This is a genomic window from Chelatococcus asaccharovorans (assembly GCF_003201475.1).
Lineage (GTDB): Bacteria > Pseudomonadota > Alphaproteobacteria > Rhizobiales > Beijerinckiaceae > Chelatococcus > Chelatococcus asaccharovorans.
Genome location: NZ_QJJK01000001.1, coordinates 802,563 through 829,039, shown reverse-complemented (window position 1 = coordinate 829,039; position 26,477 = coordinate 802,563). Strand labels below are relative to the sequence as shown.

Below are 26,477 nucleotides of genomic sequence, written 5' to 3'. Positions count from 1 at the left end.
GCATGGCCGTCTTCATGGTCTCCGATGGGGTCATTGGCTGGCTCCGGCTGAACGAGTCGGGGTCGGCTCCGGCCGCGTGGGCTCATCCTCCCCGGTTGTCTTTCCCTTGAAGATTCGGCGGACGGTGACGAACAGCAGCGGCACGAAGAAAATGCCGAGCACGGTCGCGGCGATCATGCCGCCCATGACACCGATGCCGATGGCGTTCTGGGCGCCCGAGCCAGCACCGCTGGCGATGGCGAGCGGGGTCACGCCGAGGATGAAGGCGAAGGAGGTCATGAGGATCGGCCGCAGGCGCTGGCGTGCCGCGTCGAGCGTCGCCTCGACGAGGCCAGCCCCGTGCGCTTGCCGCTCGATGGCGAACTCGACGATGAGGATCGCGTTCTTCGCCGCGAGGCCGATGGTGGTGAGCAGGCCGACCTTGAAATAGACGTCGTTGCTCTGGCCGAAGAGATGGGCGCCGAGCAGCGCGCCGAAAATGCCGATAGGCACCGAGAGCAGCACCGCAAACGGGATTGACCAGCTCTCATAGAGCGCGGCGAGGCAGAGGAAGATGACGAGCAGCGAGATGGCGTAGAGCGCCGCGGCCTGGTTGGCCGAGAGCCGTTCCTGATGCGACAGGCCGGTCCATTCATAGTCGAAGCCCGGCGGCAGCTTGGCCACCATGGTTTCGATCGCGTCCATCGCCGCGCCGGAGGACACGCCCGGCGCCGCCTGCCCTTGGATCTCCACCGCCGAGGCACCGTTGAAGCGCTCCAGCCGCGGCGAGCCGTAGGTCCAGCGAGTCGCGGCGAAGGACGCGAAGGGAACCATCGTCCCGCCGGAATTGCGCACCTCCCATTTGGCGAGGTCATCCGGCTGCATGCGGAAGTCCGCCGCCGACTGGAGATAGACCTTCTTCACCCGTCCGCGGTCGAGGAAGTCGTTGACATAGCCGCTGCCCCAGGCGGTGGAGAGCGTGTTGTTGATGTCGGCCAGCGAGACGCCAAGCGCACTCGCCTTTTCCTGGTCGATGTCGACGACGAATTGCGGCTCATCCTCCAGCCCGTTGGGGCGGGTGGCGATGAGCCGCCGATCCTGCCCCGCCATGCCGAGCAACTGGTTGCGTGCCGCCATCAGCCTCTCGTGGCCGGCGCCCGTCATGTCCTGCAAATAGAAGCTGAAGCCGCCCGAATTGCCCATGCCCTGGATCGCGGGCGGGTTGAGGGTGAAGACCATGGCGTCGCGCATGCGCAGCGCGGCCATCGCCCGGCCCGCCACCGCGCTTGCGGAGACCGCAGGGGACTTGCGCTCATCGAAAGGCTTCAGCCGCACGAAGACAATGCCGAGATTTTGTCCCTGCCCGCTAAATCCGAAGCCGTTGACGGAAAAGACCCCTTCCACCGCGTCCTTCTCGTCCACAAGGAAATGGGTGCGGACCGCGTCCAGCACCTTCTCGGTGCGGTCGGCGGTGGCGCCGACGGGGAGCTGCACCATGGTGATGAGGATGCCCTGGTCCTCCTCCGGCAGAAAGGAGGAGGGCAGCCGCACGAACATCCAGCCCATGCCGACGCCGATGGCGAGAAAGACCAGGAGGAAGCGTCCCGTGCGCGCCAGCATCCCGCCGGCCCCGGCACGGTAGGTATGGGTGGCGCGGTCGAAATTGCGGTTGAACCAGCCGAAGAAGCCGCGCCTCTTGGCGTGGTCCTTGGGGGGCTTGAGGATGGTCGCGCATAAGGCGGGGGTGAGGATCAGCGCCACCAGCACCGAGAGCACCATGGCGGAGACGATGGTGACGGAAAACTGGCGATAGATCACGCCGACCGAGCCGCCGAAGAACGCCATGGGGACGAACACGGCCGACAGCACGGTGGCGATGCCGATCAGCGCGCCGGTAATCTCGCCCATGGACTTGGCGGTCGCCTCTTTCGGCGAGAGTCCGTCCTCCTCCATCACGCGCTCGACGTTCTCGACCACGACGATGGCGTCGTCGACCAGGAGGCCGATGGCGAGCACCATGGCGAACATGGTGAGCGTGTTGATGGAATAGCCGAACAGCGCCAGCACGCCGAAGGTGCCGAGCAGCACGACAGGGACGGCGAGCGAGGGGATCAGCGTCGCACGGATGTTCTGCAGGAAGACGAACATCACCACGAAGACGAGGACGATGGCCTCGAGCAACGTGCGCACCACCTCCTCGATGGAGAGCACGACGAAGGGCGTGGTGTCGTAGGGGTAGACGACCTCGACCCCTTCCGGGAAGGTCGGCTTCATCCGCTCGATGGCGGCCTTGACCTTCTCCGCCGTGTCGATGGCATTGGCGCCGGTCGCCAGATTGATGGCGAGGCCTGCCGCCGGCTTGCCGTTATAGCGCGAGGAGGTCGTGTAGGTTTCCGCGCCGAGCTCGACGGTGGCGACGTCATTGACACGCACCAGCGAGCCGTCCGTCGTGCTCTTGAGGATGATGTTGCGGAACTGCTCCGGCGTCTGCAGGCGCGAACGCGCCGTCACCGTGGCATTGAGCTGCTGGCCCGCGCGCGCTGGCAGGCCGCCGAGCTGGCCGGCCGAGACCTGCGTATTCTGCGCCTCGATGGCGCTCGCTACGTCGCTCGGCATGAGCTGGTACTTGGAGAGCTTCTCCGGATCGAGCCAGATGCGCATCGCATAGGAGGAGCCGAACAGCGTGGTCGACCCCACGCCCTCGATGCGCCGCAGCGTGTCGTTGAGCGTGGAATCGACATAGTCCGACACGTCGGTCGAGGACATGCGACCATCGGCCGAGACGAAGCCGATGACCATCAGGAAGCCGTCGGAAGCCTTGTCGACCGAGATGCCGTTGGTCTGCACGACGCTCGGCAACTGCGGGGTCACGAGTTGCAGCTTGTTCTGCACCTGCATCTGCGCGATGTCGGGATCGGCCGCATTGGTGAAGGTGAGCGTGATCGTGGCCTGGCCGGTCGAGGTCGAGGTGGCCGACATGTAGTCGAGATTGTCGATGCCGGTCAGTCCCTGCTCGATGACCTTGGTCACCGAGTTCTCGACGGTCTGCGCATCCGCGCCGGGATAGGAGGCGGTGACGCTGACGGTCGGCGGCGCGATCTGCGGATATTGGGCAATGGGAAGGCTGGTCAGGGCCAGCACGCCGCCAAGCATGACGAGCAGGGCGATGACCCAGGCGAAGACCGGCCGGTCGATAAAGAAGCGGGACATGGGTGCGCCTTAATTCGACGTCGCGGTCGAGGTGCCGGCGGAAGCGGCCGCATGGCTGGCCGATGGCGTCGGAGCCGTGCCCTGCTGGCCGCGGTCGCGCACTTCGCCGGTCGTGTCGTCCACCACCACGTCGACGGGGGTCACATCCTGGCCGGGGCGGGCGAACTGGCTGCCCTCGACGATGACGCGATCGCCGTCCTTGATGCCGGTATCGACCAGCCAGCTGTTGCCGACGCTGCGCGACACCGTGAGGACGCGCTGCTCCACCTTGTTGTCGGCGTTGACGACGAGCGCCACCGGCTCGCCCTTGGTGTTGCGCGTCACGCCGCGCTGGGGCACGAGGAAGCTGTCGGGGGCGACGCCTTCCTCGATGAGGGCGCGCACATACATGCCCGGCAGCAGCAGCCGGTCCGGGTTGGGGAAACGGGCCCGCACGCCATAGGTGCCGGTGGTCTGGTCGACATAGGCCGAGGTGAATTCCAGCGTGCCGGGATGGGGGTAGGTCTCGCCATTGTCGAGCCTGAGGCGCACCTTCACCGTGTCGCCGGAGATCTTGATGCGCCCGGCTGCGATGGCCTGGCGCAGGTTGAGCAGGTTTGTGCTCGACTGCGTCACGTCGACATTGATCGGATCGAGCGTGCGGATTGTGGTGAGGGCCGTATCCTGGCTCGCCGTCACCAGCGCGCCGGGCGTGAGCGTGGACTTGTCGACGCGTCCGCCGATCGGCGCGGTGATGCGGGTATAGTCGAGGTTGATGCGGGCGGTCTCGACAGCCGCCTTGGCTGAGGCGACATCGGCCCGCGCCTGGGCGAGTGAGGCGACGGCATCATCCAGATCCTGCTTGCTGATGGCGTTCTGCTTGATCAATCCCTGGTAGCGCTCGACCTTGGCCTGGGCGCTCGGCACCCCGGCTTCCGCCTTCTGCAGGCTGGCGGTGCTGCTGTCATAGGTCGCCTGATAGCTCGCCGGGTCGATCTGATAGAGCGGGTTGCCGGCCTTGACCTCTGAGCCTTCCTCGAACAGGCGGCTCTTGATGATGCCGCTGACCTGCGGGCGCACTTCGGCGACGAGCGAGGCTGTCGTGCGGCCCGGCATCTCGGCAGTGATCGCCACCGATTGCGGACGTACCGTGACCACGCCGACCTGCGCCCTGGCAGGTGGAGGCGTGGCCGGGCCCGCGCCGCTCTGGGGGTCGCAGGCGGCCAGCATCCACGCTATGACAAGGCTTGCGCAGAGCTTGCCGCCGACGGCGAGCCGGTGCGGAGACCCGTGGGCGGGCAAGCGAGAGAGAGGATTGGGAGAGGTGTATAGAAACAAAGGATTCACCCCGGCTTCGTATTTATAGTACGGTATCGTATCCATATTATCGAGGTGTGCCGGTGTCAATTGTGAGTGGCCGTGACAACGCAACGCATGACCGGAGCGCGGAGGACGAGTCATCCCCTGCATCCGCTTTGGGACGGCGCGGCCGCGGGCGGCCGAAGCGCGCGTCCGACGCGGAACAGGCGGCGGCGATCGCGCGCCGGGCGCGTGACCTGTTTCTGGAAAAGGGCTACGCCCGCACGACGATGGAGGACATCGTTGCCCGCTGCCGTATCTCGAAAAGCACCCTCTACAGGCTGTTCCCGAACAAGACGGAGGTCTTTGGCGCCGTCATCGACGAGCATCGCCAAGCCATGCTGGCGCTGCCGGGAGACTACGACGACCTGCCGATCGACGAGGCGCTGGCTCGGATCTTCCGGGTTGAGATCGACGATGAGGCCAATCATGAACGCATGGCCTTGATCCGATTTGTCCTCGTCGAGGCACGGGAGTTTCCCGAACTGCGCGCGCAGCTGCGCGAGCGCGGCGTAGACCGTTCGCGCCATGAGCTTGCCAGATGGCTGGACGGGCAGAGGGCGCAAGGCCGTATCGATTTGAAGAATGCCGATGACGCGGCCAAGGCGCTGATGGATCTGATGTTGGGCGCAATCGTCATGAAACCTCACGATGAAGACCAACCATGGCCTGAGAGGCAGGAGCGCATCCGTTATCTCAGGAACTGCATCAGCATGTTCACGCGCGGACTTCTTCCTCGCTGAGACGTCCTGTCGTCCCAGCGCTGGTGATATGCGTTTACTGCCCGTCGGGCGTCCGCAGGCCCCCCCAGGCATCACGCACTTGCCGGTAGTGACGGGTCGGATCATAGCGGGGGACTTTCAGGCTGAGATGCTGGGCCGTCAGCTTCCCGCTGGCCGAAAGCGCGGCATAGGTCGCAACGATGAAATCGCGTTGGGCTGAGACCAGATTGACGCGTGCATTGAGCAACGCCTGCTGCTGGTTGAGGATATCGAGGGTGGTTCGCTGCCCCACCTTGGCTTCTTCCCGGACGCCGGCCAGCGCGATCTCATTGGCGGAGACTGCGGTCAATCTTGCCGCAATTTGCTCCCGGGACGATTCCATGTCTGCCCAGGCGGCCTCGACCTGCTGACGGATCTGAGCGCGTGTGATCTCTAGATTATCATGCGCGGACGTCACATTTTCCTTGGCCTGGCGCACCTGGGAATAGAAGAGCCCCCCTTCGTAAATCGGTATCGAGGCTGCCAGCGCGGCCTCGGCAGCGATCGTTTTATCCTTCCGATAATCGTCGTCCCAGATGACCGATGCGGATGCGCTCGCCGCGATGCTGGGAGCAAGTTTACCGGTCTTGACCTTGACTTGCAGTTCCGCCGTGTCCACCGCGTGGAGATTTGCGCGAATGGCCGGATGTGAGGCCAGCGCCGTAGCGATCGCAGCCTCCCGGCTCTTGGGTAGCAGGGGAATGGCAGGAGCCCCGGGCGCTAGCCGCTGGGGAAGATGGCCAATGACCCGCTGATAGGTGGCAACACTGCTTTTCAAGGTGGCGACAGCGCTGCTTTCGCTTCCTCGTCCGCTGGCGAGGGACGCCTCGGCTTGCGCGACGTCGGTCTGTGTTACCTCGCCGGCGCGGAACCGGTCCTGCGTTTGCCGCAGTTGTTCCTCCAGCACCTCCACGTTGCTGTGTTGGAGATTCAGGGCAGCGGTGTCGCGCAAGACGTCCATATAGGCGGTCGCCGCATTATAAAGGGTGCTTTGCTCCGTATTGAGCAAGGTGGCTCGACCGCCCAGCACCTGACTTTCCGCGGCGCGGACGGAATTCAGGGTCCGCCCGCCGTCGAAGAGCTTCTGCTGGACCTCTATGCCGATCGATCCGGGATAAAAGGTCGAGCGCGTCGTGGAACCCTCGACGACCCGCCCATTTGAGCGTGTCGCCGCCTCCTCGTAGGTGAATGGATTGATGCCGTATGACGCGCTGCCAGCGATTGTGGGCCGATAGCCCGCGAGCGCCTGCGGGACCCCTTCATCGATCGCCTTCAGCCCGGCGCGTTCGGCGTTCAGGCCGGAATTATTCACGTAAGCCTGCGCCAACGCACTGGCCAGGGTTTCCGCCGACGCGCCGTTACATGTTACTGAAACGGTTGAAATCAGGGCGAATGAAGCAATTTTCCGCAGTCTCATTGCATATATCGAAATCTGCCAATCGAGATGAAAACATATACACGATATTTAAATAATCAACGAGAAGACGTTGTATTTACAATCAGAAATGTATTGTTACAAAATGTAGCATACCAGAAATTTTTGCTGACCATTTCAATGGAAAGTTCGGGCTGGATACGTTCATTGCGAATGCGATTCAAAATTTACTGCGCTGCTTCACTGTGAGTGACGATCGTGGTACATCACGATCGAGCGCTATCCTCCCGGGGATAGGGGGTCAATGGTCGTCCGGGGATAAAAGATATGCCTGTTGGACAGGAAAGAAATGTGGAGGCGCAGACGCTATCTGCAGGCGCGGGCCGAACGTGAGCTCAACGTAAAAGCAGCCGGCTTATGGCTTGTCGATCCCCAGCATGGAAACTCCCCCTCTGGGCTCGCTCTCACTTCTGGGCCCGCTGTCGACCCATGCCAGGCAAAGGGCAAGCGGTATAGCCCCCACGAAGAGACCAGCCGTATCGATGTAGCGTATGGCCGGGAACGTTGTGAGAACAGTCAAGGGAGCGGTTGCCAGAAGCCAGGCGGCGGCGATCAGCGATACTGACAAAATATCCCTGTTTGCCGGCAAACTATGCCGTCTCCGGACGACAGAAGCGGCCGCAAGACCCAGCAGCAGGCTACATGCGAGCAGGAAGGTCGCGTTCGCCATCATCATCTTGCCGACGAAGCGCCCGCTCGCACCCGCAATCCATGCCATCCAGGAGCGCGGCTCCGCCATGATGACGGCTTGCGCGAATTGTAACAAGCGGCGGTCGAAAGCAACCCAGCTCTCACCGGGCTCACGGAGGGCTGCGATGTTCTCCCACAGGAAGGTATCGTAGCTTCTTGCATAAATGTCGAAATAGCCGAGCGCGGCGGAAGCGAAGGAGCGCACGCCAAGCGCGTTCTGTGGCGTGCGCGCGATGGTTCCCGCCGTCTCGGCCTTCTGGCGTTGCGCGAGCACGGCCCGAGCCGTCGGCCGAATATCCGGCGGCAACCGCGCGATCGTATCCTCCTGCAGCATGAAGCCGGCCATGGCCGACATCTGGAAGCCGCCGAACGAAACGACATGGGCATCGCCCACGGCCTGGATCCGGATCGCTGCATTGCCAAGAAGCGGTATGGCGAGCACGCAGGCCAGAAGCAGCGCGCGCCTGACGAGGCCATGGGCGCCCTGGCGCAGGGCGAGGATAAACCAGAAAGCGGGGAACACAGCGATCAGCGGCAGGAAGGTCGGCCGAAGCAGATAAGCAGCACCGCCCCCGACGGCTGCCGGCACGAGGGAGATCCAATAAGCACGGCTGCCTGTCGCGCCATAGAGGATAGCCGACAGGGCCAGTATCCCAAAGGCGATCGCAAGCGCCTCCGGGATCAGCAGATGAAGGGTGAGGAAGGCCGCCTGAGAGAAGAAGGCTGTAGCGCTCAGGGCGAAGGCGGCGGAGCCGCCAATCCCTGCCCGCCGCGCGGAAGCGAACAGCACGACGACCGAGAGGGTGAGCAGCCCCATCTGCAGGGCAGCAATTGAGGCCGGGCCCCCGAGTAGCGTGACGATCGCGCCATAGAGGGGGTGGCGCATCTGGCCCCAGGCTTCTTTCCCTTCGACGGTTGCGAGATAGCCGGGGCTGTCGGGGGCGACGACCGTCGTGAGATATCCCGATGGTGCGAGAACGCACCATGCCAGCATGAGGCATGCGAGCAATCCAAGAAGCCAGCCATCGGGCGGGGATCGGCGGATGGCGTCGACCGTGGCCAGCCTCTCTGAACGATCCTGACACCAGATCGCGCCCGGCGTCTCGATCGCCCCGGCGAGCCAACCGGAAGACACTTCGTTCTCACCAGCCACTTCGGCCATTCTGACCATTCCGCCACGCTCTCAACATGCCCAGTCGAGCTGCGGAATTTACTCATGCACGATCTTCTGCGCGTGACGCAGTTGTTACAATTGATATCGGCTCGTGACAGAAACATCCCACGGGGCTACGTACCCCAGCGAAGTAAGAGCGCCGCATAAGCATTGACACGACGATCGTGCTGACACCGGAGGCCGTCATTCGACTTTCCTGGGGCCTTCTTTCCGAGGGGCGTCTGTCAGAGCGCGCTGATTATAGACGGAACCGCCGCGTCATTCCATCCACACGCAGTATGTTCTAATAGGTGGCGCGTCCACCGGACAAATCGAATACAGCGCCCGTCGAGAACGAGCATTCATCGGAGACGAGGAAGCTGATCATGGCGGCAATCTCTTCCGGCCTGCCGAAGCGACCCATCGGAATCTTTGACTTCGCCATTTCGAGCGTGGCCGGCGCCATTTGCTTCAGCAACTCGGTCTCGACGGCCGACGGGGCGACGCTGTTGATCCGGATATCCTTGTCGAGATACTCACGGGCGATCGCCTTGGTAAAGGCGATAACGCCTGCCTTGGCGGCAGAGTAGCAGGACACCGTGGGAACGCCTTCCTTGCCGGCCATGGATGCGATGTTGACCACGCGGCCGAAGCCGGTTTTCGCCATCTCAGGCACCACCGCACGGCAGGTCAGGAACACACTCGTCAGATTGATGGCAATCACCTTGTCCCACAGATCGAGAGGATAGTCCTCCATGCGGTGATTGGCGCCGGAAAAGCCGGCGGAGTTCACCAGAATATCGATGCGGCCGAACGCGTCGATCGCGTCGGACGTCGCCCGCGTCACGCTGTCGTAGTTCACGACGTCCACGACGGAGCCCCGCCAATCCGGATGTTCCGCGAGCACCTGGTTGAGACGAGCGGCATCGAGATCCCACAGAATGATGCGGGCGCCTTCCGAACTAAGCCTTGCCGCGATCGCCATGCCGATGCCGCCCGTGCCGCCGGTGACAATGGCGATTTTGCCCTGATGATCGTTCTTGTTCATGGCAGTCAGGTCCTGGTGTTGATAAGGCCGAAGGCTTGTGCCAGGTCGTCCTTCAGATCGTCCGGATCTTCCAGGCCAACATGGAGACGTATTCCCGCGTTGGAATAGGCATAGCGCGTCACCGTTCTCGGTGGATCGATCGGCATGACGAGACTCTCGTACCCGCCCCAGGACCCGCCGAGCGCGAAAAGCTTCAAGGCGTCGATGAATTCCCGCCGGAATTTTGCCAAATCCGGCTTGAGTGCAAAGGCGAACAGGCCCGAGGCCCCAAGGAAATCGCGTTTCCAGATGGCGTGGCCCGGATCGTCGGGAAGAGCAGGCGACATCACCCTTTCCACCTCGGGCCGGCTCGCCAGCCAAGCAGCCAGTTCAGTCGCCGCCTGACCCTGGCGAGCAAGCCGGACACCCATCGTGCGAAGGCCGCGCAAGGCGAGGTAACAATCGTCGGGACTTGCCGTCTGGCCGAGGTCGAGCGTCGCCGCCTTCAGCCGCTCATAACAGGCCTCGTTCGCTGTCACGACGCCGAGCATCGTGTCCGAGTGGCCCGTCACATATTTGGTCGCGGCATGAACCGAAACGTCAACGCCATGGTCGAAGGCGCGGAAAAGAAGCGGCGTCGCCCAGGTATTGTCCATCACCACGACCGCCCCATGCCGGTGCGCCACCGCGGCGATGGCGGGGATATCCTGCATCTCGAAGGTCAGCGATCCGGGAGCCTCCACATAGATCACCCGCGTGGTCGGCCTGACGAGGGCCTCGATGTCCTCGCCGATCCGTGGATCGTAGAATTCCGTCTCGATGCCAAAGCGCTTGAACATCGTGCCTGAAATCCGCCTGACGGGGCCGTAGACGGAATCGGGCGCGAGGACATGCTCGCCCTGACCGGCGAAGGCCATGATGGCGGTCACGCAGGCCGAGACTCCCGAGGGATATACGAAAGATCGGAACCCGCCCTCCAGTTCCGCCATGGCCTGCTGCAGGGCCTTGCTGGTCGGCGTACCGTGGCGTCCGTAGAACAGGTCCGGCTCGTTGGTGCTGGCCTGCTCCCGGTGCTTGCGATCCCACTCGTCCATATTCCGCGCGATGACGGTGGATGTGCGATACACAGGTACGTTGACCGCCCCCTTGAAGTCTTCGGGGTGGCGTCCTGCATGAACTATTCGCGTATCGTTCTTCATCGACTGGACTTTCAAACGGCAGGATGTCGACCAGAATTCAGAATTTCGATCAGAGTTGCGGTTCCGGCAGGCCCAGCACCCGCCGCGCCGCGGCGGCGTTCATGGCGACCGTCTCGGCCACCGGCAAGCCGGCCGTCGTGAGGCTGGGCGCCTCGATGCCGATCGGCAGCATTGGCGGCAAGGCGGCGACGAAGGCGTCAAGCCAGAGTTCACCGTCCCCGGGCAGGAGACGCTGCTGTCTCGTCTCGGTCGGAAGGTCTTCGACACGAGGCTGCTTCAACGGCGCGTCGCACAGATGAGCGAAGGCGAAGAGCTCGGGGGCGACCTTGGCCAGATCGCGGGGATGACCACCGGAACGGCTCAGATGGAGAGCGTCGACCAACAGCTTTCCATTCGGCTGTCTGGCACTATCGAGTATGGACAAGGCGCCGTCGAGCGTCTTCAGCAGTGAAAGCGGTACGAATTCAAGCGCGGCATTGAGATCATACTGGGCCAGCAGAACGCAAAGTTCGGCAAAGCGTTCGGCGGCGCGCTGCAGATCGTCTATATACATATTGACGACAACGTGGCGTGCGCCGAGTTCAGCGCCCGCCACGAGCGCAGCCTCGAACTGCGACAGGTCCGTCTCCTCGCGCAGGATGATCGCTTCAATGTCGTTCAGGCGCACATCGCGCGCGCTGAGTTCGGCCTTGAGGTCCCGAATGGCGCGCGGATTTCCGGCAACCTGCGCGACCACGTCGCCCGGGCGGGGGGCGATGATACGCAGGCCGACAGCGTCCAGCCCCGCACGCGCGGCGCCATCTATCAGTTCCAGTGGCGTCGCCTCGAGGGCGGACAGGTGGGCGATCGAAAGCGTGCGGGGAGCGGACATGGCGCTTATCTCACCGGCGAGAAACTGGCGGGCAGGAAGATCTCCGAGCGCATCGCGGCCAGATGGGGCGGCGCACCAGCCGGCGGCCAGACCTTTTCGGCAACAGTCTTCGCCCGAATTGCGAAGCGCTCATCGAAGCTCTTGTAGGGCCAGATATGCACGATGCGCGGAACTTCGCCGCCGACGGCATACATGAAGGACAACAGTTTCGAGTAGGCGGAGCGGGGACCGACAGCTTTGGTCCAGGCGTCGAGGGTCGGCGTCAGGCCGCCCGGCTTCAGCTTGTAGGTGCGAACTTCAAAGACCGGCCCCATCTCCCCCGCGATGATCTCCGGCAAACCGTTGAGGGGCGTATAGGCGTCCGTCTCCATGGAGACGATGAGATCACCAATGCCGAACGGATTGTCGCTGTAGATCACGGTCTCACGATCGCGTGGAATATCGGCGATGACATCATAGCCGTGCACCAGCAGAATTCGCGAAAGTTCGCCGATTTCAGACGTCCAGCAGGCCAGGAACTTTCCCTTCAGGGGCGATGTCTCCAGCCATGCCTGCAGGCCCGAGAGCGCCTTCTGCATTCCGGTGGGCGGGACGGTGATATAGGTCAGGTTATAGCGAAGCATCGCATTGTCCCGGTTGGTGATTATGGCGGAACAGTTTCACAAGCACCAACCAACCGCAACGAATTTTTCCCAATAAGTTGCAATTATTGGCGTTGTTTCGATATTTACAACAATGCTGATGCGCAGAGCGCGTTAATCGCGCAGGAACGCGCTGGCCGTGACTTTCAGGCGCTCCCCCAGGGGGCGGAGATCTTCACGGGCCATTCTTACGGTCGGGCCGGATACGCCGATTGCGCCGACAACCGTTCCGTCTTGTTCGCGCAGCGCGGCTGCGGCGCAGCGGATGCCCAGGTGATATTCCTCGTCGTCCAAAGCGTATCCCTGCTCGCGGATCGTATCGAGGAGGGCGGCAAAGCGGACGGGATCGGCGATGGTGTTCTCCGTCCGCTTCTGGAGTTGCAGCGGGATTGCCAGGGGCAGGTGGGCAAGGAGGATCCGGCCCATCGCCGTGCAATCCAGCGGTGCCAGTGTTCCAGCCGGGCGATCGACGCGCAGCGGCGAGTTGGACTCGATCGTGTCGATGTAAAGAACGCGATCGTCGGCCGGAATCGAGAGGTGGACGGCCTCTCCCGTCTCCGCGGCGATTCGCTCCAGCAACGGGCGGGCGCGCTCGCGGAGGCTGCGTTCAGGGCGCTCCAGGCTTTTTCGTCGGACCATTTTCTCGGTCAGCTCGAAGGCGCGCCCTTCTCCGAGGCGGACATAACCCGAAACGACAAGGGTCTGCAGCAGGCGGGAGGCGGTTCCCTTGTCGATGCCGAGGTGCTGGGCAAGGTCGGTTGTACGGACCGGGCCGCGTTCAAGCATGTGATCGATGACGGCAAGTCCCTTTGCCAGGGTTTTAACCTCGGGAGGCCTTGAGGGCGCCGCTCGTCTCTGATCCTCCGCTGCTGCTGCCGCCATCGCCCATTCTCCCTCGATCGCCACGTTTGCAACTATACTCGCACATTGTTGTAATATCAGCAACAAATATCAATTGTTGCATTTTTCTTTTGACTTTACAGCATAACGCCCCTTACCTGAAGCGGAGTGGGGGCGGGAAGAATAGCCCCCAGGGAGGTACTCAATGAATAAACTGACACAGATGCGCTCCATTGTTGCGTTTTCCGCAACTGCGGGTTTCGTATTTGCCGCGCTGTCGGCCCAGGCCGGGCCTGTTACGGACAAGGTCAAGGAGCGGGGCCGCATCGCGGTCTGCACCAACGTCAACAACCCTCCCAATGTCTTCATCGATTCATCCGGCAAGGCTCAAGGCATGCAGGTTGATCTGATGAACGATATGAAGGCGAGCCTTGAAGGTAAGATGGGCAAGCCGCTTGAGATCGAGCTCGTCCCGACGCTGCCGGCCAACCGTGTCGAGTTTCTCGACCGCGGAAAATGCGACATGATCTTCACGTCGCTGACCGTTACACCTGAGCGCCAGAAACTCATCCAGTTCATCGAACCGTATTATTATGCCGCCGGTCCCGGCCTTCAGACGAAGAAAGGCGTTAGCCTCAAGAGCTGGGCGGATTTGAAGGGCAAATCCGTCTGCAGCAACCAGGGCTCCAGCTGGAACGTGCCGCTGGAACGCGACTACGGCGTCAAGATCATCGCCTTCCAGACGCAGCAGGAAGTCGATCAGTCGCTGCGCGACGGACGTTGCATCGGCCTGGTTTCGGATGACAGCTATTTGCAAGCGCGGTTCCTGACCGACAAGGACGGCATCTGGAAGGATTTTGAAATTCAGAAGCTGCCGGCGTTTACGGAAGGCCCGTGGGGTTTGGCGATCAAGTTCGGCGACGCGGACTTTGAGAAGGACCTCTCGGACATCGTGATCGCGTGGCATCGGAAGGGCACAGTGATCGAGGCTGCGAAGAAGTGGGGCTTCACGCCTCCGAAGTTCTCTGAAGACATGCAGCAAAAATATAAGGCCAACTGAGCATCAGATGGACCTGCTCGCTCAAAGCTTCGAGGCGCTTTATCACCGCACCGGCTGGAATTTCTCCGTCTTCTATAACGCGTGGGAAGCCAGAAAATATGCAGACGGCATATACGTCGCCATCGAGCTGGCCCTCTGGGGCCTGTTCGGAGCAATGCTGCTCGGAACGCTCTGCTGCTTTTTACGGCTGGTGCGGTTTGCACCTTTGAGGTGGCTCGTCACGGCGTATGTGGAATTCTTCCGCAATACGCCGGGGCTGGCGCAGCTCTACTTTCTCTTTTTCGGCATCGGATCCTATTTTCGTCTCAGCAGCTACGGGCCGAACGGCGAGGGTCCGGTTCTCAGCCCGATGCAGTTCGTGATCATCGCCCTGTCGCTGCAGTACGGCGCTTTCGTCGCGGAAATCCTGCGCGCGGGCATCGAAGGCGTGCCGAAGACAACCAAGGAGGCCGCGGAAGCCTTAGGGTACGGTCGCTGGGGTGCGCTCTATCATGTCATCATGCCGCTGGCGTTTCGCGCGAGCCTGCCTGCGTTGGGCAACAATATGGCGCAGATCGTCAAGAGCACAGCCATGGCCTACGCAATCGCGGTGCCGGAGGCGCTCTATGTAGCCCATGAGATCTGGACAGAACATTTCAACGTGATCGAGATGATGAATGTTGTTCTCATTACCTATCTCGCGATCATGTGGGTCTTCACACTGATCGTGCGCCAGATCGAGCGCTGGCTTTATGTGCCGGGGATGGGCCGATGACGGCATTGCTCGACATGTTCGGCCCTCACAGCGCATGGGCCGTGCTGATTCCCTGGTTTCCGCTGATCCTGAAGGGCTTCTGGCTGAATATCCTGATCTCCGTGCTCGCCATGGCGATCGGAATTGTCACGGGTGCGGCGCTCGGCGCGCTGCAGATGTCGAAGGTCCGCCTGATTGTATTGCCGGCGCGCGTCCTGACGTTGTTCCTGCGCAACAGTCCTTGGCTGGTGATCGTTTTCTATGTCATGTACCTGATGCCCTTCGAGATCCGTGTGGGATCGCAGTGGATATCCTTCCCCGATTGGGTCAAGGCTGTCGTTGCCTTCTCGCTCCCCGTCACGGGATATATTTCGGAGATCGTGCGCGGCGGCATGCGGGCGGTTCCGACCACGCAGTGGGAGGCTGCCGAGGCCCTGGCCTTCGGCCCCGCCAGGACGGTGTTCTCGATCATCCTCCCGCAAGCCTTCAAGCAGATGCTGCCGCCGACGATGAACCTGTATTGCTCCGTCGCGATGGCGACGTCGCTGGCGAATATCGTGGGTGTGCAGGAAGTGATCACCATCACCCAGACAATCCTGACGACGGAGACCAGGCCGGGTCTGATCCTCCCCGCATACGGCATAACCCTGGCGCTCTTTTTCGTTTATGTCTTTCCGATTTCGCTTCTCTCCCGCCAGTTGGAAAGGGTCTGGAGCAAAGGACTTCAAAGATGAGCCAAGTTGCCGCCGCGCCCCAGGTCGTCCTCACAGACGTACACAAGTCCTATGGTCATCTCGAAGTTCTCAAGGGAATTTCGATGGCGGTGAAAAGGTCCGAGATCGTTTCGATCATCGGTCCGTCGGGCTCCGGCAAGTCGACCATCCTGCGCTGCATAAACGCGCTGGCGCCGATCAATGCGGGATCCATTACCGTTGGCGGAATGGAGGTGAACGATCCCAAACTCGATGCGCGAGCCCTGCGCCGCCGTGTCGGCATGGTCTTTCAGAGCTACAATCTCTTCCCCCATCGGACGGTCTTGCAGAATATCATGATGGCGCCGCTGCAGGTCCTGAAGCAGGACAAAGCCGAGGTGGAGGCGCGCGCCCATTCACTGCTTGGCAAGGTCAGATTGTCCGAGAAGGTGAACGCCTATCCGGGCGAGCTTTCCGGCGGCCAGCAGCAGCGCGTGGCCATTGCCCGTAGCCTCTGCATGAATCCTGACGTCATGATGTTCGACGAAGTGACTGCGGCGCTCGACCCTGAAACCGTCAAGGAAGTGCTCGTAACGATCCGGGATGTGGCGGAAGAGGGAATGACCTGCATTCTCGTAACCCACGAGATGAGATTCGCGCGCGAGATATCAGATACGGTTTATTTCACTGACAAGGGACGCATCATCGAGAGCAACAGCCCGAAGGATTTCTTCGAGAATCCCCAGGACGAACGCACCAGGGCGTTCCTCGACAAGGTCCTCTAAGCGGCCCGGCCGATGGGATTAATCGACCATGCGAACGCAGAACCATCCGGACTATCTCGTATCGACGCAATGGCTGGCCTCCGCGCTGTCCGATCGCGACGTGCTGGTTTTCGATTGCACGACGCGGATCGTCCCTGACGAGCGCACGATCTACCGGACGGAGCCGGTCATCGATCGTTTTCTGGCGGGCCACATACCCGGCGCGCAGTTCGTCGATGTGCAGAAGGATTTTTCCGACAGCACGCATCGCTATAAATTCATGCTGCCGCCGGCCGACCAATTCGCCGAGCGGGCGTCGGCGTTCGGCATCGAACCCGGCAAGACCGTCGTGCTATATTCCACCATGGATCCGTGGTGGGCAACGCGGGTCTGGTGGCTCCTGCGCGTGTTCGGTCACGAGCGTGTCGTGGTGCTCGACGGTGGTTTCGACAAATGGGCCGCAGAGCAGCGGCCTGTCGAGACGGGGCCCGCGCTGCCGCGCGAGCCCGGCCGCTTCACCGTTCGCTTCAATCCCCGCATGGTCGCCAGCCGGGATGAGGTGCTCGCGGCGATCGGCAGTGATGCCGTTTGCACCATCAGCGCGCGTCTGCCGTCGCAATTTGCCGGGATAGACGGCAACACCTATGGCAGGCCAGGCCGAATACCCGGCAGCGTCAATGTTCCTGCCGCCAGTCTGCTGGATGCGGAAACGAAAACCTATTTGCCGCTCGACGTATTGCGAGAGCGTTTTGCGCATCTGCCTGTCGCGGACCGGCGGGTCATTGCCTATTGCGGCCATGGCATCGCCGCGAGCGCGGATGCCTTCGTTCTGGCCATGCTGGGCTACGACAATGTCGCGATTTACGACGCCTCGCTTTCGGAATGGGCCGCAGATCACAGCCTGCCGATCGAGGTCGGCTGAAAGGAGTTCTGTCATGGTATCGATTGGTTTGATCGGGGCGGGTCGTATCGCCTCAGTGCATGCGCGCCACCTGCGCGAGAACCACAATGCCAGGATTGTCGCCATCGCCGACCCGTTCGCGCCAGGGTTGGCCGGTCTGGCAGCCGAACACGGTGCGAGAATGGCAGGCAGTGCGGAAGACATCATCAATGATGACGGCATTGATGCCGTCATCGTGGCCTCGTCAACGGACACGCATTGCCCGCTGATGACGGCCGCCGCCAAGAAGGGCAAGTTCGTCTATTGCGAAAAGCCCCTCGCGTCCTCGCTCGCGGAAGCTTATGCCGCGTCCATAGGCCTGGGCGAGGCCTCCGAAAAGGTCATGGTGGGCTTCAATCGCCGCTTCGACCGTAACCACGCCGCGGTTCAGGCCGATCTTGCGGCAGGTCGGCTCGGGCGCGTGCAGACGGTGCAGATCACCTCACGTGGCCCCAATGCGATCCCCAGTCTTGCATATCTGAAAGTCTCGGGCGGATTGTTCTTCGACAAGATGATTCATTTCTTCGACATGGTTCGCTGGTTGACCGGCGAGGAGCCGCTTGACGTCGTTGCTTTTGGTTCGGTTATCGCGGATCCGGTTTTTGCCGAGGCGAACGACATCGACACCGGGATCGTGACACTGCGCATGCAGAGTGGCGCTCTCTGCCAGATCGAGAATACGCGCCGTGCCGTCTATGGTTATGACGATCGCGTGGAGATACTGGGCACGGGCGGACTGATCGAGTCATCACGCATCACCGAGGGTGCGGTGATGCGCATCCTGGACGACAAGATCATGACGGAAGGCCTGCCGAAGGATCCCATGATCCGCATGGCGCCAAGCTACAAGGCGTCGATCAATGCTTTCGTGGACTTCGCCAGCGGGAAGCTTCCGCGGGCGATGGTTCCCTCGATCAACGACGGATTGAGAGCCCAGGTCATCGCGGCGGCGGCTGACCTGTCGCTCCGCGAAAGGCGGATCGTCGCTTGTGATGAGATCACGCGCACCGCAGGCATGGCAGCGATGAATTAGGCGTCGCGATGAAAGTCTCGGCCCCGGAGCTTGAACAGGAGAGCTTTGATGTCGTCGTGATCGGCTCCGGGGCCGCCGGGCTCTCCACCGCCGTGACGGCGGCCCATCACGGGGCGCGTAGTCTGGTTCTGGAAAAGGCCCCCGTCGTGGGCGGAACGACCGCCTGGTCCGGGGGCTGGATGTGGATACCGTGCAATCCGCTGGCTGTGCGCGCGGGGATCCAGGAGGACGCCGAGACGGTCAAAGCCTATTTGCGAGCAAGCCTCGGCGATGCCTATAACGCCGATCACATCGAGGCTTTTCTCGAAGCCGGGCCGCGGATGGTGTCGTTTTTCGAAGCGAACACGGCTCTCCAATTTGTGGATGGCAACCGGATACCGGACATGCATGGCGCGCTCCCCGGCGCGGGGCTCGGCGGCCGGTCCGTCTGTGCGGCGCCATTCGACGGACGGGCGCTCGGACACTCCATAAGGCTGTTGCGCGAGCCGTTGGCAGAAACGGCTTTTTTCGGCATGGCCATCGCCTCCGGCGCCGATCTCAGCCACTTCATGGCGGTCAGCCGATCTCTTCGCTCGGCCGTCTACGCCACGCGCCGCTTCGCCCGCCATCTTGCCGACTGGGCAGCCCACGGGCGCGGCCTGTATCTGGTCAATGGCAACGCACTCGCCGCGCGGCTGCTGAAGTCGGCGCTCGATCTCGGCGTGGATATCCGTACGCAACACCGTGCCTATCGCCTCCTTCAGCGCGAGGGGAGGATAGAGGGCGTCGCCACTATGCGGCCCGATGGAACAGAGGCGATCATCCACGCCCGACGCGGCGTGGTTCTGGCGTCGGGGGGCTTTCCGCAGGATCCGGCGTTCAAGCGACAGTTCTTCGCCCACGCGCCGACGGGCGTCGAACATTGGTCTGTGGCGCCGCACACCAATACTGGCGACGGGCTCCGGATGGCGATGACGGTGGGCGCGACGCTCAGCGATGATGTGAAGCAACCCGGCGCCTGGGTCCCCGTATCGCTGGTCCCGCGCCGCGATGGATCCTATCACCCGTTTCCTCATTTCATCGATCGGGCAAAGCCCGGCCTCATCGCCGTTCTTCGGAACGGGCGCCGATTCACGAATGAAGCCGACGGCTATCACGACGTGCTCTGCGACCTCCTGCAGAACACGCCGACAGGCGAGCTCGCTGAGGCCTGGCTGGTCTGTGACCATCGATTTCTGCGGCGTTACGGGCTGGGGCATGTGCGGCCGGCCCCTGTGCCTTACAGGCGCCATCTCAAGATCGGCTATCTCAAACGTGCACACACCATCGGTGCGCTCGCCAAGCAATGCGGAATAGACAGTGCCGGCCTTGAACAGACGGTTGCGGACTACAATCGTCATGCATCGGAAGGGCGGGATCCATTGTACAGGCGCGGAGACATACCGTTCAACAGAGCGGGAGGCGATTCGTCCGTCTCGCCAAACCCCTGCGTTGCACCAGTGCAGGACGCTCCATTCTATGCTGTTCGCATCGTGCCGGGCAGCATGGGAACATTCAAGGGCATCCGGACCGATGCCGCGGCGCGGGTCCTTGATCGGGATAGCGCGCCGATCCCCGGCCTGTTCGCCGCGGGCGCCGACATGACCAGCATCATGAAGGGCGCATACCCGGCCGGTGGCATCAATCTCGGTCCCGCCATGACCTTCGGGCATATCGTGGGCCTTCAGCTATCCAGAGATGATCACGAGGCAGGCGATACACGATGAACAGGCTTTTATCCCTTGCCCATCTCACCGCATTGTCGCTCGCGCCGCCGGATTTGGTCCGCCTTGCTGCGGAGACCGGCTATCAGGCGGTGGGCCTGCGTCTGATAGCCGTAACGCCGGACACGGCGTCCTATCCTCTGCAGAGCGACAGGGCGATGTTGCGCGAAACGCGGCGTGCCCTGGCCGAAACGGGTATCAAGGTGCTCGACCTTGAGATCTTGCGCCTCGAGCCATCGCTGGATCTCGCGAACTTTACCGCGGCCCTGGAGGTGGGCGCCGAGTTGGGCGCCTCCCAGGCCTTGCTGGCAGCCTACGATCCAGACGAAGGTCGCCTCTGCGACAACCTGGCCCGCGTAGCGGACATCGCGCGCCCGCTCGGCATTTGCGTCAATCTGGAGTTCTATCCCTGGACCGCCGTTGCAAATCTGGCCGATGCCGTGCGGGTTATTGATGCAAGTGGCGCCGAAAACGCGGGCGTGCTGGTCGATGCCCTTCACCTGGCCCGCTCGACAACCACATTGGCGGATCTGAAATGCCAGCCCGCGGGTCGCTTTCGATACCTTCATCTGTGTGATGCTCAAGCCGAGCATCCAGGTTCCCTCGAAGGGCTTTTGAAGGCCGCGCGCGAGGAACGTTTGCCGCCGGGCGAGGGAGGCCTCGATCTGCGTGGGTTTCTGGCAGCGATGCCAGACGATATACCGATTGCGCTGGAAATTCCGATGCAGGCCAAGACAAGACTGGAAGGGGAAAGGGCTGTCGCTCGACTGTGCCGAGAGGCAACCGAGAAGCTTATCAAGAGCTGAAAGCCTTACACCCCCCGCGATAAGGTCTACGATCCCAAGACAGGTCAAGCTTGTCCTAGTGGAGCGAATTTGACATTTGAGTCCCGCCTGACATCAAGCTCCAGATCAAATGTCAAATTCAAAAGCTCCACTAGAACCAATAACTTGCTAGTGGTTTTCTTGACTCCGACATTTGCTCCGAGGCCGGTATCAGGCGGATGCAAATGTCGGAGCAGAACCACTAGAGCATTTTCGAGCGAAGTGGACACCGGTTCGCGTGAAGAAAATGCGCTAAAATAAAGACATGGAGCATTTTCGCGATTCGGAGAAACGCGAAAATGCTCTAGTGGAGCGAATTTGACATTTGAGTCCCGCCTGACATCAAGCTCCAGATCAAATGTCAAATTCAAAAGCTCCACTAGAACCAATAACTTGCTAGTGGTTTTCTTGACTCCGACATTTGCTCCGAGGCCGGTATCAGGCGGATGCAAATGTCGGAGTCGAACCACTAGCAGGCTGTTGAAAAACTGTTTCTCGAACCGCTCACGTGTCATCCCCGGCGCGATTGGCGAAGCCAATAGCGGGAAGGGGATCCAAAATCATCAAGGGCGCCATTGTTCTGGATTCCCTTCCCCTCGGGCCTTGCGACCCTCGGCCGGGAATGACACCGTCGCCAAATGACATCGCTCAGGCAAAGGCTGAGTTTTTCAACAGCCTGCTAGAGCATAATCCGACCGGAGTGAAACGAGGATCGATAAGATTATGCTTGAAATAAAAAAGGTTAGAGCGCCGATCTGATGCAATCAGATCGAAACGCGCACCAATGAAAACTTGAGGCGAGCGCGCTGACCAGTATAGACGCACAGCCTCGAGCCCCCGTTTCGCTGCAGCGAGGCATGATCAACCATCGGACATACAATGACCGGTGAATATATGTTGCAGCGAAGCGGACGGCGTCGCTGGTGAGCTGGCGCCGCGGGAACAGTATGAAGCGAGCAACGACCCTCCGCAGAGCGGACGAAAAGGCATTGCAGCTCATTGTTATCGGCATGTCTCTCCCGATCCGGGAGGACGGCAGGCCATCGTTACGGTCAATTGAGAAAAATGAAGCGCAGGACGAGAATTCGGCCGGATTGTTTTTGTTTGACCTAAGATCAAACAACGGGGCAGCCAAATCTCTTGACCCCGCGCGCCACTCCGCCATGGTCCGATAGCATCGCCGAGCACGCTTCAAAGGGGGCGTTGGGTGAGAAGAATGCAAAGACCGGGAGGTCGGAACGAACGATGTGTGCAGACCGATGAGCCGTCCCGCGCTGGCCTATATTGTCGGGGCTTTCGAACATCCAACCCGCGACGCAGGGGATAAGACGCTCGCGCAGTTGCAGGCGGACGTTGCCTTGGGCGCCCTGGCGGATGCGGGCTTGGGCAAGGATGACGTGGACGGCTTCTTTTGCGGGCCCGACGCGCCCGGCACCGGCCCCCTGTCCATCGCCGACTATCTCAATCTCGATCTGCGGCATGTCGACACGACCAATACCAGCGGCTCGTCCTATCTCCTGCATGTCGCCCATGCCGCCCAGGCGATCGCAGCCGGCAAGTGCAACGTCGCGCTGATCACGCTTGCGGGCCGGCCGCGGACCGAAGGGCGCGGCAAGGGCGGTCTCGTCCGCCGGGACGATCCCAACCAGCCGGATTTTCAGTGGGAGCAGCCGTTCGGGATGCAGATCCTGAACATGTACGGCATGACCGCGATGCGGCACATGCATCTCTATGGCACGACGAGCGAACAACTGGCCTGGATCAAAGTGGCCGCCTCGCATCACGCCCAGCACAACGAGCGCGCCTATGCGCGCGACGTTGTGACCGTGGAGGATGTCATCAATTCGCCGATGGTGGCAGACCCCCTGCATCGGCTCGACTGCTGCGTGGTCACCGATGGCGGCGGTGCGCTGGTCGTCACGCGCCCGGAGATCGCGCGCAGCCTGAAGCGCCCGCTGGTCAAGGTGATTGGTACCGGCGAGCGCCCGCAGCACCAGCAGGGCGGGTATTTCGAGATCACCCAGTCGGGTGCCGCCTGGTCGGGGAAGACGGCCTTTGAACAGGCCGGCGTCAGGCCGGCCGACATCAAATATGTCTCCCTCTACGACAGCTTCACCATCACCGTCCTTCTGCAACTGGAGGATCTCGGCTTCTGCGCCAAGGGCGAGGGCGGGCGCTTCGTGATGGACGGCAACCTGATCAGCGGCGTCGGCCGGCTGCCGTTCAATACCGACGGCGGCGGATTGTGCAACAACCACCCCGGCAACCGCGGCGGCATGACCAAGATCATCGAAGCCGTCCGCCAAGTGCGGGGCGAGGCTCATCCCGCCGTGCAGGTCGCCAATTGCGACCTCGCGCTGGCGAATGGCATCGGTGGACAACTCGGCGTCCGCCATGCCTCCGGTACCCTGATCCTTGAGCGGGAGTGAACGATGAACGAGCGCGTCTTCATCGAACCCCAACCCTCTGCGGAAACGGAGGCGTTCTGGCATGCGGCCGGCGAGGGGCGTTTCCTGGTGAAGCGCTGCACCGCGTGCGGCAAGGCCCATTGGTATCCGCGCAGCCATTGCCCCTTCTGCGCGAGTGCCGACACCGTGTGGGAAGAGGCCTCCGGCGAGGGCGTCATCTATTCCTACAGCGTCATGCGCCGGGCCAAGCCACCTTACGTCATGGCCTATGTGACCTTGGCCGAGGGGCCGACCATGATGACCAATATCGTCGATTGCGATCCGGACGGGCTGTCGATCGGCGATGCCGTGACGCTGCGCTTCGTCACGACGGCCGAGGGCGCCGCGCTGCCCATGTTCGCCCCGAAGGCGGCAGCCGGCGTCGTGGACCCTGCGGAGGAGCGGCCATGATCAACAAGCAAGTCGCGCGCGCTGCCGAAGCGCTCGCGGACGTCCGGGACGGATCGACCATTCTCGTCGGCGGGTTCGGGCAAATCGGCCATCCTATGGCGCTGATCGACGGCCTGATCGAGCAGGGCGCGCGCGATCTCGTCATCGTCTGCAACAATGCCGGGGTCGGAACGAGCGGTTTGCCCCGATTGATGAAGCTTGGCCGCGTCGCCAAGATCATCTGCTCCTACCCGCGCACGGCCGCCGTCTTTACCGAACTCTACGCAGCCGGCAAGCTCGAGCTCGAAATCACGCCGCAAGGCACGCTGGCCGAGCGCATTCGCGCGGCGGGTGCCGGAATAGGCGGATTCTACACCCGCACCAGCGCGGGCACTCTGCTCGCCGCGGGCAAGGAAACGCGGGAGATCGACGGGGTGGCCTATGTCTTCGAAAAACCATTGAAGGGAGACGTCGCCATCATCGAGGCCTGGGAGGGTGATCGCTGGGGCAATCTCACCTATCGCGGGTCAGGCCAGAACTTCAACCCGGTGATGGCGACGGCGGCAGCGCTGACGGTTGCCCAGGTGCAGCGCGTGGTCGAGCTCGGCGCCATCGATCCCGAGGATGTCGTGACGCCTTCCATTTTCGTCGATCGCGTCGTCGAAATTCCCTACGAGCCGCCGTATCCGGCGATCAGCTATTGAGGAGTGCGCCATGAGAGCAGCAGCCGAACGCATGGTCGGGCCGGGCTTGGAAGCGCGCAAGGCAATTGCCAGGCTGGTCGCGCGCGACATCCCGGAGGGCTGGCATGTCAACCTCGGCATCGGCATCCCGACCCTGATCAGCGATCTCGTGCCAGCCGGCCGTGAGGTGCTGTTCCAGTCGGAAAATGGGATCCTCGGCATGGGGCCCGCGCCGGATGACGAGACGCCGGATCCGTGGCTCGTGAATGCGGGCAAGCAGAACGTCACCCTGTTGCCGGGCGCAAGCCTGTTCGATCACACGCTCAGCTTCACGATGATCCGCGGCGGGCATATCGACCTCTGCGTGCTGGGCGCGCTCGAGGTGGCCGACAATGGTGATCTCGCCAACTGGTCGACCTCGGCCGCCGACACGGCGCCCGCGGTGGGCGGGGCGATGGATCTGGCCGTCGGAGCGCGGCGCATCTGGGTCGCGATGGACCACACCACCAAACAGGGCGCGAGCAAGCTCGTAAGCGCCTGCTCCTATCCCTTGACCGCGGCCGGGGTCGTCAAGCGCGTTTATACGAATCTTGCGGTTCTCGATGTGACGCCGCGTGGTTTCGAGGTGCGCGAACTCCTCGACGGGGTGGATTTCGACGCCGTGCAGGCGCGCACGGACGCCAAGCTCCACCGCGCCGGCGTGGCTGCATGACGCTGGGCTCTTCGCCGGCGGGGTGATCGCAACACCACAGTCGGCGTCGCAGCCGGTCGATCGTCCGGGCCTGCACCCACAGTCCCGGCTCACTGGATGGCGCCCGCAAAGCGCCCGATGGCTTGAGACAATGGCATGAGCAAAAGTCAACTGAGCAAGGCGCTGTCAGGGGTCGCGGCAATCGCCGGCGTCGGCCACAGCGACTGGATCGCCGATTATGCCGCCGTTCGCGGCGGGGCGAAGCCGCACGACTCCTTCGGCTATGGCGCGATCGCCCTGAAGCGGGCGCTCGAGGACGCCGGCATCGACAAGTCCGAGATCGACGGCCTGGTCTCCGGCCCGCCGACGGCGCATGAACGCATGTGCGAGGTGCTTGGCATCGATCCAAGCTGGGGCGCCCAGGCGGACGCCATGATGGGCATCCAGGCCGCCGCCATGGCGATCCACGCGGGGATGTGCGAAGTGGTGGCCCTCGTCTATGGCAACGATCAACGCTCGGCCGCCGTGAATTATGGCGGCAGCAACGCCGCCGGTGGCAACGCCTTCCTGTCCTACATCTACCATGCGCCGTGGGGGTTCACTTCCCAAGGCGCGCTCTATGCGATCATGCTGCGCCGCTTCATGCATGACACCGGCTTCACCGAGGCCGACATGGGGCAAGTCGCCGTGGCGCAGCGCCTGCACGCAAGCCTCAATCCCCATGCGATCATGCAGAAGCGCGTGACGATCGAGGACTATCTCGCCACAAACTACGTCACCGAGCCGCTTCATCTGCTCGATTACTGTCTGATCAACGATGGGGGCGTCGCCTTCATCATGATGAGCGCCGAGCGCGCCCGGCGGGGCAAGCGCAAGCCGGCCGTCATCCACGGCATCGGGCGCCATGATCTCAGCCGCGAGGCGACGAGCCTCGCCCCGCGCCTCACCAATTTCTACCGCCCGGCTCAGGCGAAGGTAGCAGAGCAGGTCTTCAATATGGCCGGCGTCGGGCCGAAGGATATGTCCTGCCTGCAGATCTACGACAGCTTCTCCGTGCATATCCCGCTTGCCCTGGAAGGCTACGGATATTGCGGTTATGGAGAGGCGGCGAAGTTCCTCCGCGAGACCGGCATCTCGCTGGAACGCGGTCTGCCGGTGAATACATCGGGCGGGCATCTCTCCGAGAGCTACATGCAGGGCTGGAACCATCAGGTGGAAGCCGTGCGTCAGATCCGCGGCGAGTGCGGCGACCGGCAGGTGCCGGACTGTCGCTATGTCCACTATTCATCCGACGTTGCCGGCAAGGCGTTGTCGATCATCTATGGTCATTGAGG

The 26,477-nt window shown here is 62.4% G+C and carries 24 protein-coding genes; 14 read left to right on the top strand and 10 right to left on the bottom strand.

Features of this window, described 5'->3' with window-relative positions; all coding sequences use genetic code 11:
- Positions 1 to 30: 30 nt before the first annotated feature.
- Positions 31 to 3,189 carry an efflux RND transporter permease subunit gene (locus tag C7450_RS03915; RefSeq protein ID WP_245449457.1) on the bottom strand — a complete coding sequence of 1,053 codons (3,159 nt, stop codon included), beginning with the start codon at positions 3,187 to 3,189 and terminating at the stop codon, positions 31 to 33.
- 9 nt (positions 3,190 to 3,198) lie between these two features.
- Positions 3,199 to 4,398 (bottom strand): efflux RND transporter periplasmic adaptor subunit, encoded by a 1,200-nt coding sequence (locus tag C7450_RS03910; RefSeq protein ID WP_110373035.1) that lies wholly within the window; start codon positions 4,396 to 4,398, stop codon positions 3,199 to 3,201.
- 170 nt (positions 4,399 to 4,568) lie between these two features.
- On the opposite strand from C7450_RS03910, the gene C7450_RS03905 reads away from it, so the two are divergent.
- Entirely contained in the window at positions 4,569 to 5,270 is a 702-nt protein-coding gene (locus C7450_RS03905) for a TetR/AcrR family transcriptional regulator (RefSeq protein WP_245449456.1), read from the top strand.
- A gap of 34 nt (positions 5,271 to 5,304) precedes the next feature.
- On the opposite strand, the gene C7450_RS03900 is transcribed toward C7450_RS03905, so the two are convergent.
- From C7450_RS03900 to C7450_RS03870, 7 genes are all read right to left on the bottom strand, one after another.
- The gene (locus C7450_RS03900; protein ID WP_110373033.1) at positions 5,305 to 6,705 is read right to left on the bottom strand and encodes a TolC family outer membrane protein; all 1,401 of its coding nucleotides are present in this window, start codon (positions 6,703 to 6,705) and stop codon (positions 5,305 to 5,307) included.
- Positions 6,706 to 7,078: 373 nt separating this feature from the next.
- Positions 7,079 to 8,575: a hypothetical protein gene (locus C7450_RS03895; RefSeq protein ID WP_146227249.1), complete on the bottom strand. Its 1,497-nt coding sequence runs from the start codon at positions 8,573 to 8,575 to the stop codon at positions 7,079 to 7,081.
- A 295-nt stretch (positions 8,576 to 8,870) separates the two neighbouring features.
- Positions 8,871 to 9,614 (bottom strand): SDR family NAD(P)-dependent oxidoreductase, encoded by a 744-nt coding sequence (locus C7450_RS03890; protein WP_110373031.1) that lies wholly within the window; start codon positions 9,612 to 9,614, stop codon positions 8,871 to 8,873.
- A 5-nt stretch (positions 9,615 to 9,619) separates the two neighbouring features.
- Positions 9,620 to 10,792 (bottom strand): cystathionine beta-lyase, encoded by a 1,173-nt coding sequence (metC, locus tag C7450_RS03885; RefSeq protein ID WP_110373030.1) that lies wholly within the window; start codon positions 10,790 to 10,792, stop codon positions 9,620 to 9,622.
- 49 nt (positions 10,793 to 10,841) lie between these two features.
- On the bottom strand, positions 10,842 to 11,663 hold the full coding sequence (locus tag C7450_RS03880) for a sugar phosphate isomerase/epimerase family protein (protein ID WP_110373029.1): 822 nt from the start codon (positions 11,661 to 11,663) through the stop codon (positions 10,842 to 10,844).
- A 5-nt stretch (positions 11,664 to 11,668) separates the two neighbouring features.
- A complete protein-coding gene (locus C7450_RS03875) occupies positions 11,669 to 12,286 on the bottom strand; it encodes an NIPSNAP family protein (RefSeq protein ID WP_110373028.1) in 618 nt (205 codons plus the stop codon).
- A gap of 132 nt (positions 12,287 to 12,418) precedes the next feature.
- Entirely contained in the window at positions 12,419 to 13,210 is a 792-nt protein-coding gene (locus C7450_RS03870) for an IclR family transcriptional regulator (RefSeq protein ID WP_146227248.1), read from the bottom strand.
- Positions 13,211 to 13,349: 139 nt separating this feature from the next.
- On the opposite strand from C7450_RS03870, the gene C7450_RS03865 reads away from it, so the two are divergent.
- Genes C7450_RS03865 through C7450_RS03830 form a run of 8 tightly spaced genes read left to right on the top strand, consistent with a single transcriptional unit; the run spans position 13,350 to position 20,914 of the window.
- Positions 13,350 to 14,204 (top strand): transporter substrate-binding domain-containing protein, encoded by an 855-nt coding sequence (locus C7450_RS03865; RefSeq protein ID WP_210206352.1) that lies wholly within the window; start codon positions 13,350 to 13,352, stop codon positions 14,202 to 14,204.
- 7 nt (positions 14,205 to 14,211) lie between these two features.
- Positions 14,212 to 14,958, top strand: coding sequence for an amino acid ABC transporter permease (locus C7450_RS03860; protein WP_110373026.1), 747 nt, complete (start codon positions 14,212 to 14,214; stop codon positions 14,956 to 14,958).
- On the top strand, positions 14,955 to 15,671 hold the full coding sequence (locus C7450_RS03855) for an amino acid ABC transporter permease (protein WP_110373025.1): 717 nt from the start codon (positions 14,955 to 14,957) through the stop codon (positions 15,669 to 15,671). Before C7450_RS03860 ends, C7450_RS03855 begins: the two co-directional genes overlap by 4 nt.
- Positions 15,668 to 16,414, top strand: coding sequence for an amino acid ABC transporter ATP-binding protein (locus tag C7450_RS03850; protein WP_110373024.1), 747 nt, complete (start codon positions 15,668 to 15,670; stop codon positions 16,412 to 16,414). Before C7450_RS03855 ends, C7450_RS03850 begins: the two co-directional genes overlap by 4 nt.
- A gap of 28 nt (positions 16,415 to 16,442) precedes the next feature.
- On the top strand, positions 16,443 to 17,315 hold the full coding sequence (locus tag C7450_RS03845) for a sulfurtransferase (RefSeq protein ID WP_110373023.1): 873 nt from the start codon (positions 16,443 to 16,445) through the stop codon (positions 17,313 to 17,315).
- 13 nt (positions 17,316 to 17,328) lie between these two features.
- Positions 17,329 to 18,366: a Gfo/Idh/MocA family protein gene (locus C7450_RS03840; RefSeq protein WP_110373022.1), complete on the top strand. Its 1,038-nt coding sequence runs from the start codon at positions 17,329 to 17,331 to the stop codon at positions 18,364 to 18,366.
- A gap of 8 nt (positions 18,367 to 18,374) precedes the next feature.
- A complete protein-coding gene (locus C7450_RS03835; RefSeq protein ID WP_110373021.1) occupies positions 18,375 to 20,111 on the top strand; it encodes an FAD-dependent oxidoreductase in 1,737 nt (578 codons plus the stop codon).
- Positions 20,112 to 20,143: 32 nt separating this feature from the next.
- Positions 20,144 to 20,914, top strand: coding sequence for a sugar phosphate isomerase/epimerase family protein (locus C7450_RS03830; protein ID WP_170147029.1), 771 nt, complete (start codon positions 20,144 to 20,146; stop codon positions 20,912 to 20,914).
- 44 nt (positions 20,915 to 20,958) lie between these two features.
- On the opposite strand, the gene C7450_RS33435 is transcribed toward C7450_RS03830, so the two are convergent.
- Entirely contained in the window at positions 20,959 to 21,447 is a 489-nt protein-coding gene (locus C7450_RS33435; protein WP_146227247.1) for a hypothetical protein, read from the bottom strand.
- 744 nt (positions 21,448 to 22,191) lie between these two features.
- Here C7450_RS33435 and C7450_RS03820 point away from each other — a divergent pair.
- The 5 genes from C7450_RS03820 to C7450_RS03800 all read left to right on the top strand — a co-directional run bounded on the left by C7450_RS03820 (position 22,192) and on the right by C7450_RS03800 (position 26,475).
- Entirely contained in the window at positions 22,192 to 23,361 is a 1,170-nt protein-coding gene (locus C7450_RS03820) for a thiolase domain-containing protein (RefSeq protein ID WP_110373018.1), read from the top strand.
- 3 nt (positions 23,362 to 23,364) lie between these two features.
- Positions 23,365 to 23,790: a Zn-ribbon domain-containing OB-fold protein gene (locus C7450_RS03815; protein ID WP_110373017.1), complete on the top strand. Its 426-nt coding sequence runs from the start codon at positions 23,365 to 23,367 to the stop codon at positions 23,788 to 23,790.
- Positions 23,790 to 24,473: a 3-oxoacid CoA-transferase subunit A gene (locus tag C7450_RS03810; RefSeq protein WP_210206367.1), complete on the top strand. Its 684-nt coding sequence runs from the start codon at positions 23,790 to 23,792 to the stop codon at positions 24,471 to 24,473. The genes C7450_RS03815 and C7450_RS03810 overlap by 1 nt, the downstream gene beginning before the upstream one ends.
- A gap of 10 nt (positions 24,474 to 24,483) precedes the next feature.
- Positions 24,484 to 25,164 carry a 3-oxoacid CoA-transferase subunit B gene (locus C7450_RS03805; protein ID WP_245449455.1) on the top strand — a complete coding sequence of 227 codons (681 nt, stop codon included), beginning with the start codon at positions 24,484 to 24,486 and terminating at the stop codon, positions 25,162 to 25,164.
- Positions 25,165 to 25,299: 135 nt separating this feature from the next.
- Positions 25,300 to 26,475, top strand: a complete 1,176-nt coding sequence (locus tag C7450_RS03800; protein WP_110373014.1) for a thiolase family protein — start codon at positions 25,300 to 25,302, stop codon at positions 26,473 to 26,475.
- The last annotated feature ends 2 nt before the right edge of the window (positions 26,476 to 26,477 follow it).

Coding starts and splice junctions, on each gene's coding strand:
- C7450_RS03915 (WP_245449457.1), bottom strand. CDS start 3,189: ATGTCCCGCTTCTTTATCGACCGGCCGGTCTTCGCCTGGGTCATCGCC.
- C7450_RS03910 (WP_110373035.1), bottom strand. CDS start 4,398: ATGCTGGCCGCCTGCGACCCCCAGAGCGGCGCGGGCCCGGCCACGCCT.
- C7450_RS03900 (WP_110373033.1), bottom strand. CDS start 6,705: ATGAGACTGCGGAAAATTGCTTCATTCGCCCTGATTTCAACCGTTTCA.
- C7450_RS03895 (WP_146227249.1), bottom strand. CDS start 8,575: ATGGCCGAAGTGGCTGGTGAGAACGAAGTGTCTTCCGGTTGGCTCGCC.
- C7450_RS03890 (WP_110373031.1), bottom strand. CDS start 9,614: ATGAACAAGAACGATCATCAGGGCAAAATCGCCATTGTCACCGGCGGC.
- metC (WP_110373030.1), bottom strand. CDS start 10,792: ATGAAGAACGATACGCGAATAGTTCATGCAGGACGCCACCCCGAAGAC.
- C7450_RS03880 (WP_110373029.1), bottom strand. CDS start 11,663: ATGTCCGCTCCCCGCACGCTTTCGATCGCCCACCTGTCCGCCCTCGAG.
- C7450_RS03875 (WP_110373028.1), bottom strand. CDS start 12,286: ATGCTTCGCTATAACCTGACCTATATCACCGTCCCGCCCACCGGAATG.
- C7450_RS03865 (WP_210206352.1), top strand. CDS start 13,350: ATGAATAAACTGACACAGATGCGCTCCATTGTTGCGTTTTCCGCAACT.
- C7450_RS03860 (WP_110373026.1), top strand. CDS start 14,212: ATGGACCTGCTCGCTCAAAGCTTCGAGGCGCTTTATCACCGCACCGGC.
- C7450_RS03855 (WP_110373025.1), top strand. CDS start 14,955: ATGACGGCATTGCTCGACATGTTCGGCCCTCACAGCGCATGGGCCGTG.
- C7450_RS03850 (WP_110373024.1), top strand. CDS start 15,668: ATGAGCCAAGTTGCCGCCGCGCCCCAGGTCGTCCTCACAGACGTACAC.
- C7450_RS03845 (WP_110373023.1), top strand. CDS start 16,443: ATGCGAACGCAGAACCATCCGGACTATCTCGTATCGACGCAATGGCTG.
- C7450_RS03840 (WP_110373022.1), top strand. CDS start 17,329: ATGGTATCGATTGGTTTGATCGGGGCGGGTCGTATCGCCTCAGTGCAT.
- C7450_RS03835 (WP_110373021.1), top strand. CDS start 18,375: ATGAAAGTCTCGGCCCCGGAGCTTGAACAGGAGAGCTTTGATGTCGTC.
- C7450_RS33435 (WP_146227247.1), bottom strand. CDS start 21,447: ATGACACGTGAGCGGTTCGAGAAACAGTTTTTCAACAGCCTGCTAGTG.
- C7450_RS03820 (WP_110373018.1), top strand. CDS start 22,192: ATGAGCCGTCCCGCGCTGGCCTATATTGTCGGGGCTTTCGAACATCCA.
- C7450_RS03815 (WP_110373017.1), top strand. CDS start 23,365: ATGAACGAGCGCGTCTTCATCGAACCCCAACCCTCTGCGGAAACGGAG.
- C7450_RS03805 (WP_245449455.1), top strand. CDS start 24,484: ATGAGAGCAGCAGCCGAACGCATGGTCGGGCCGGGCTTGGAAGCGCGC.
- C7450_RS03800 (WP_110373014.1), top strand. CDS start 25,300: ATGAGCAAAAGTCAACTGAGCAAGGCGCTGTCAGGGGTCGCGGCAATC.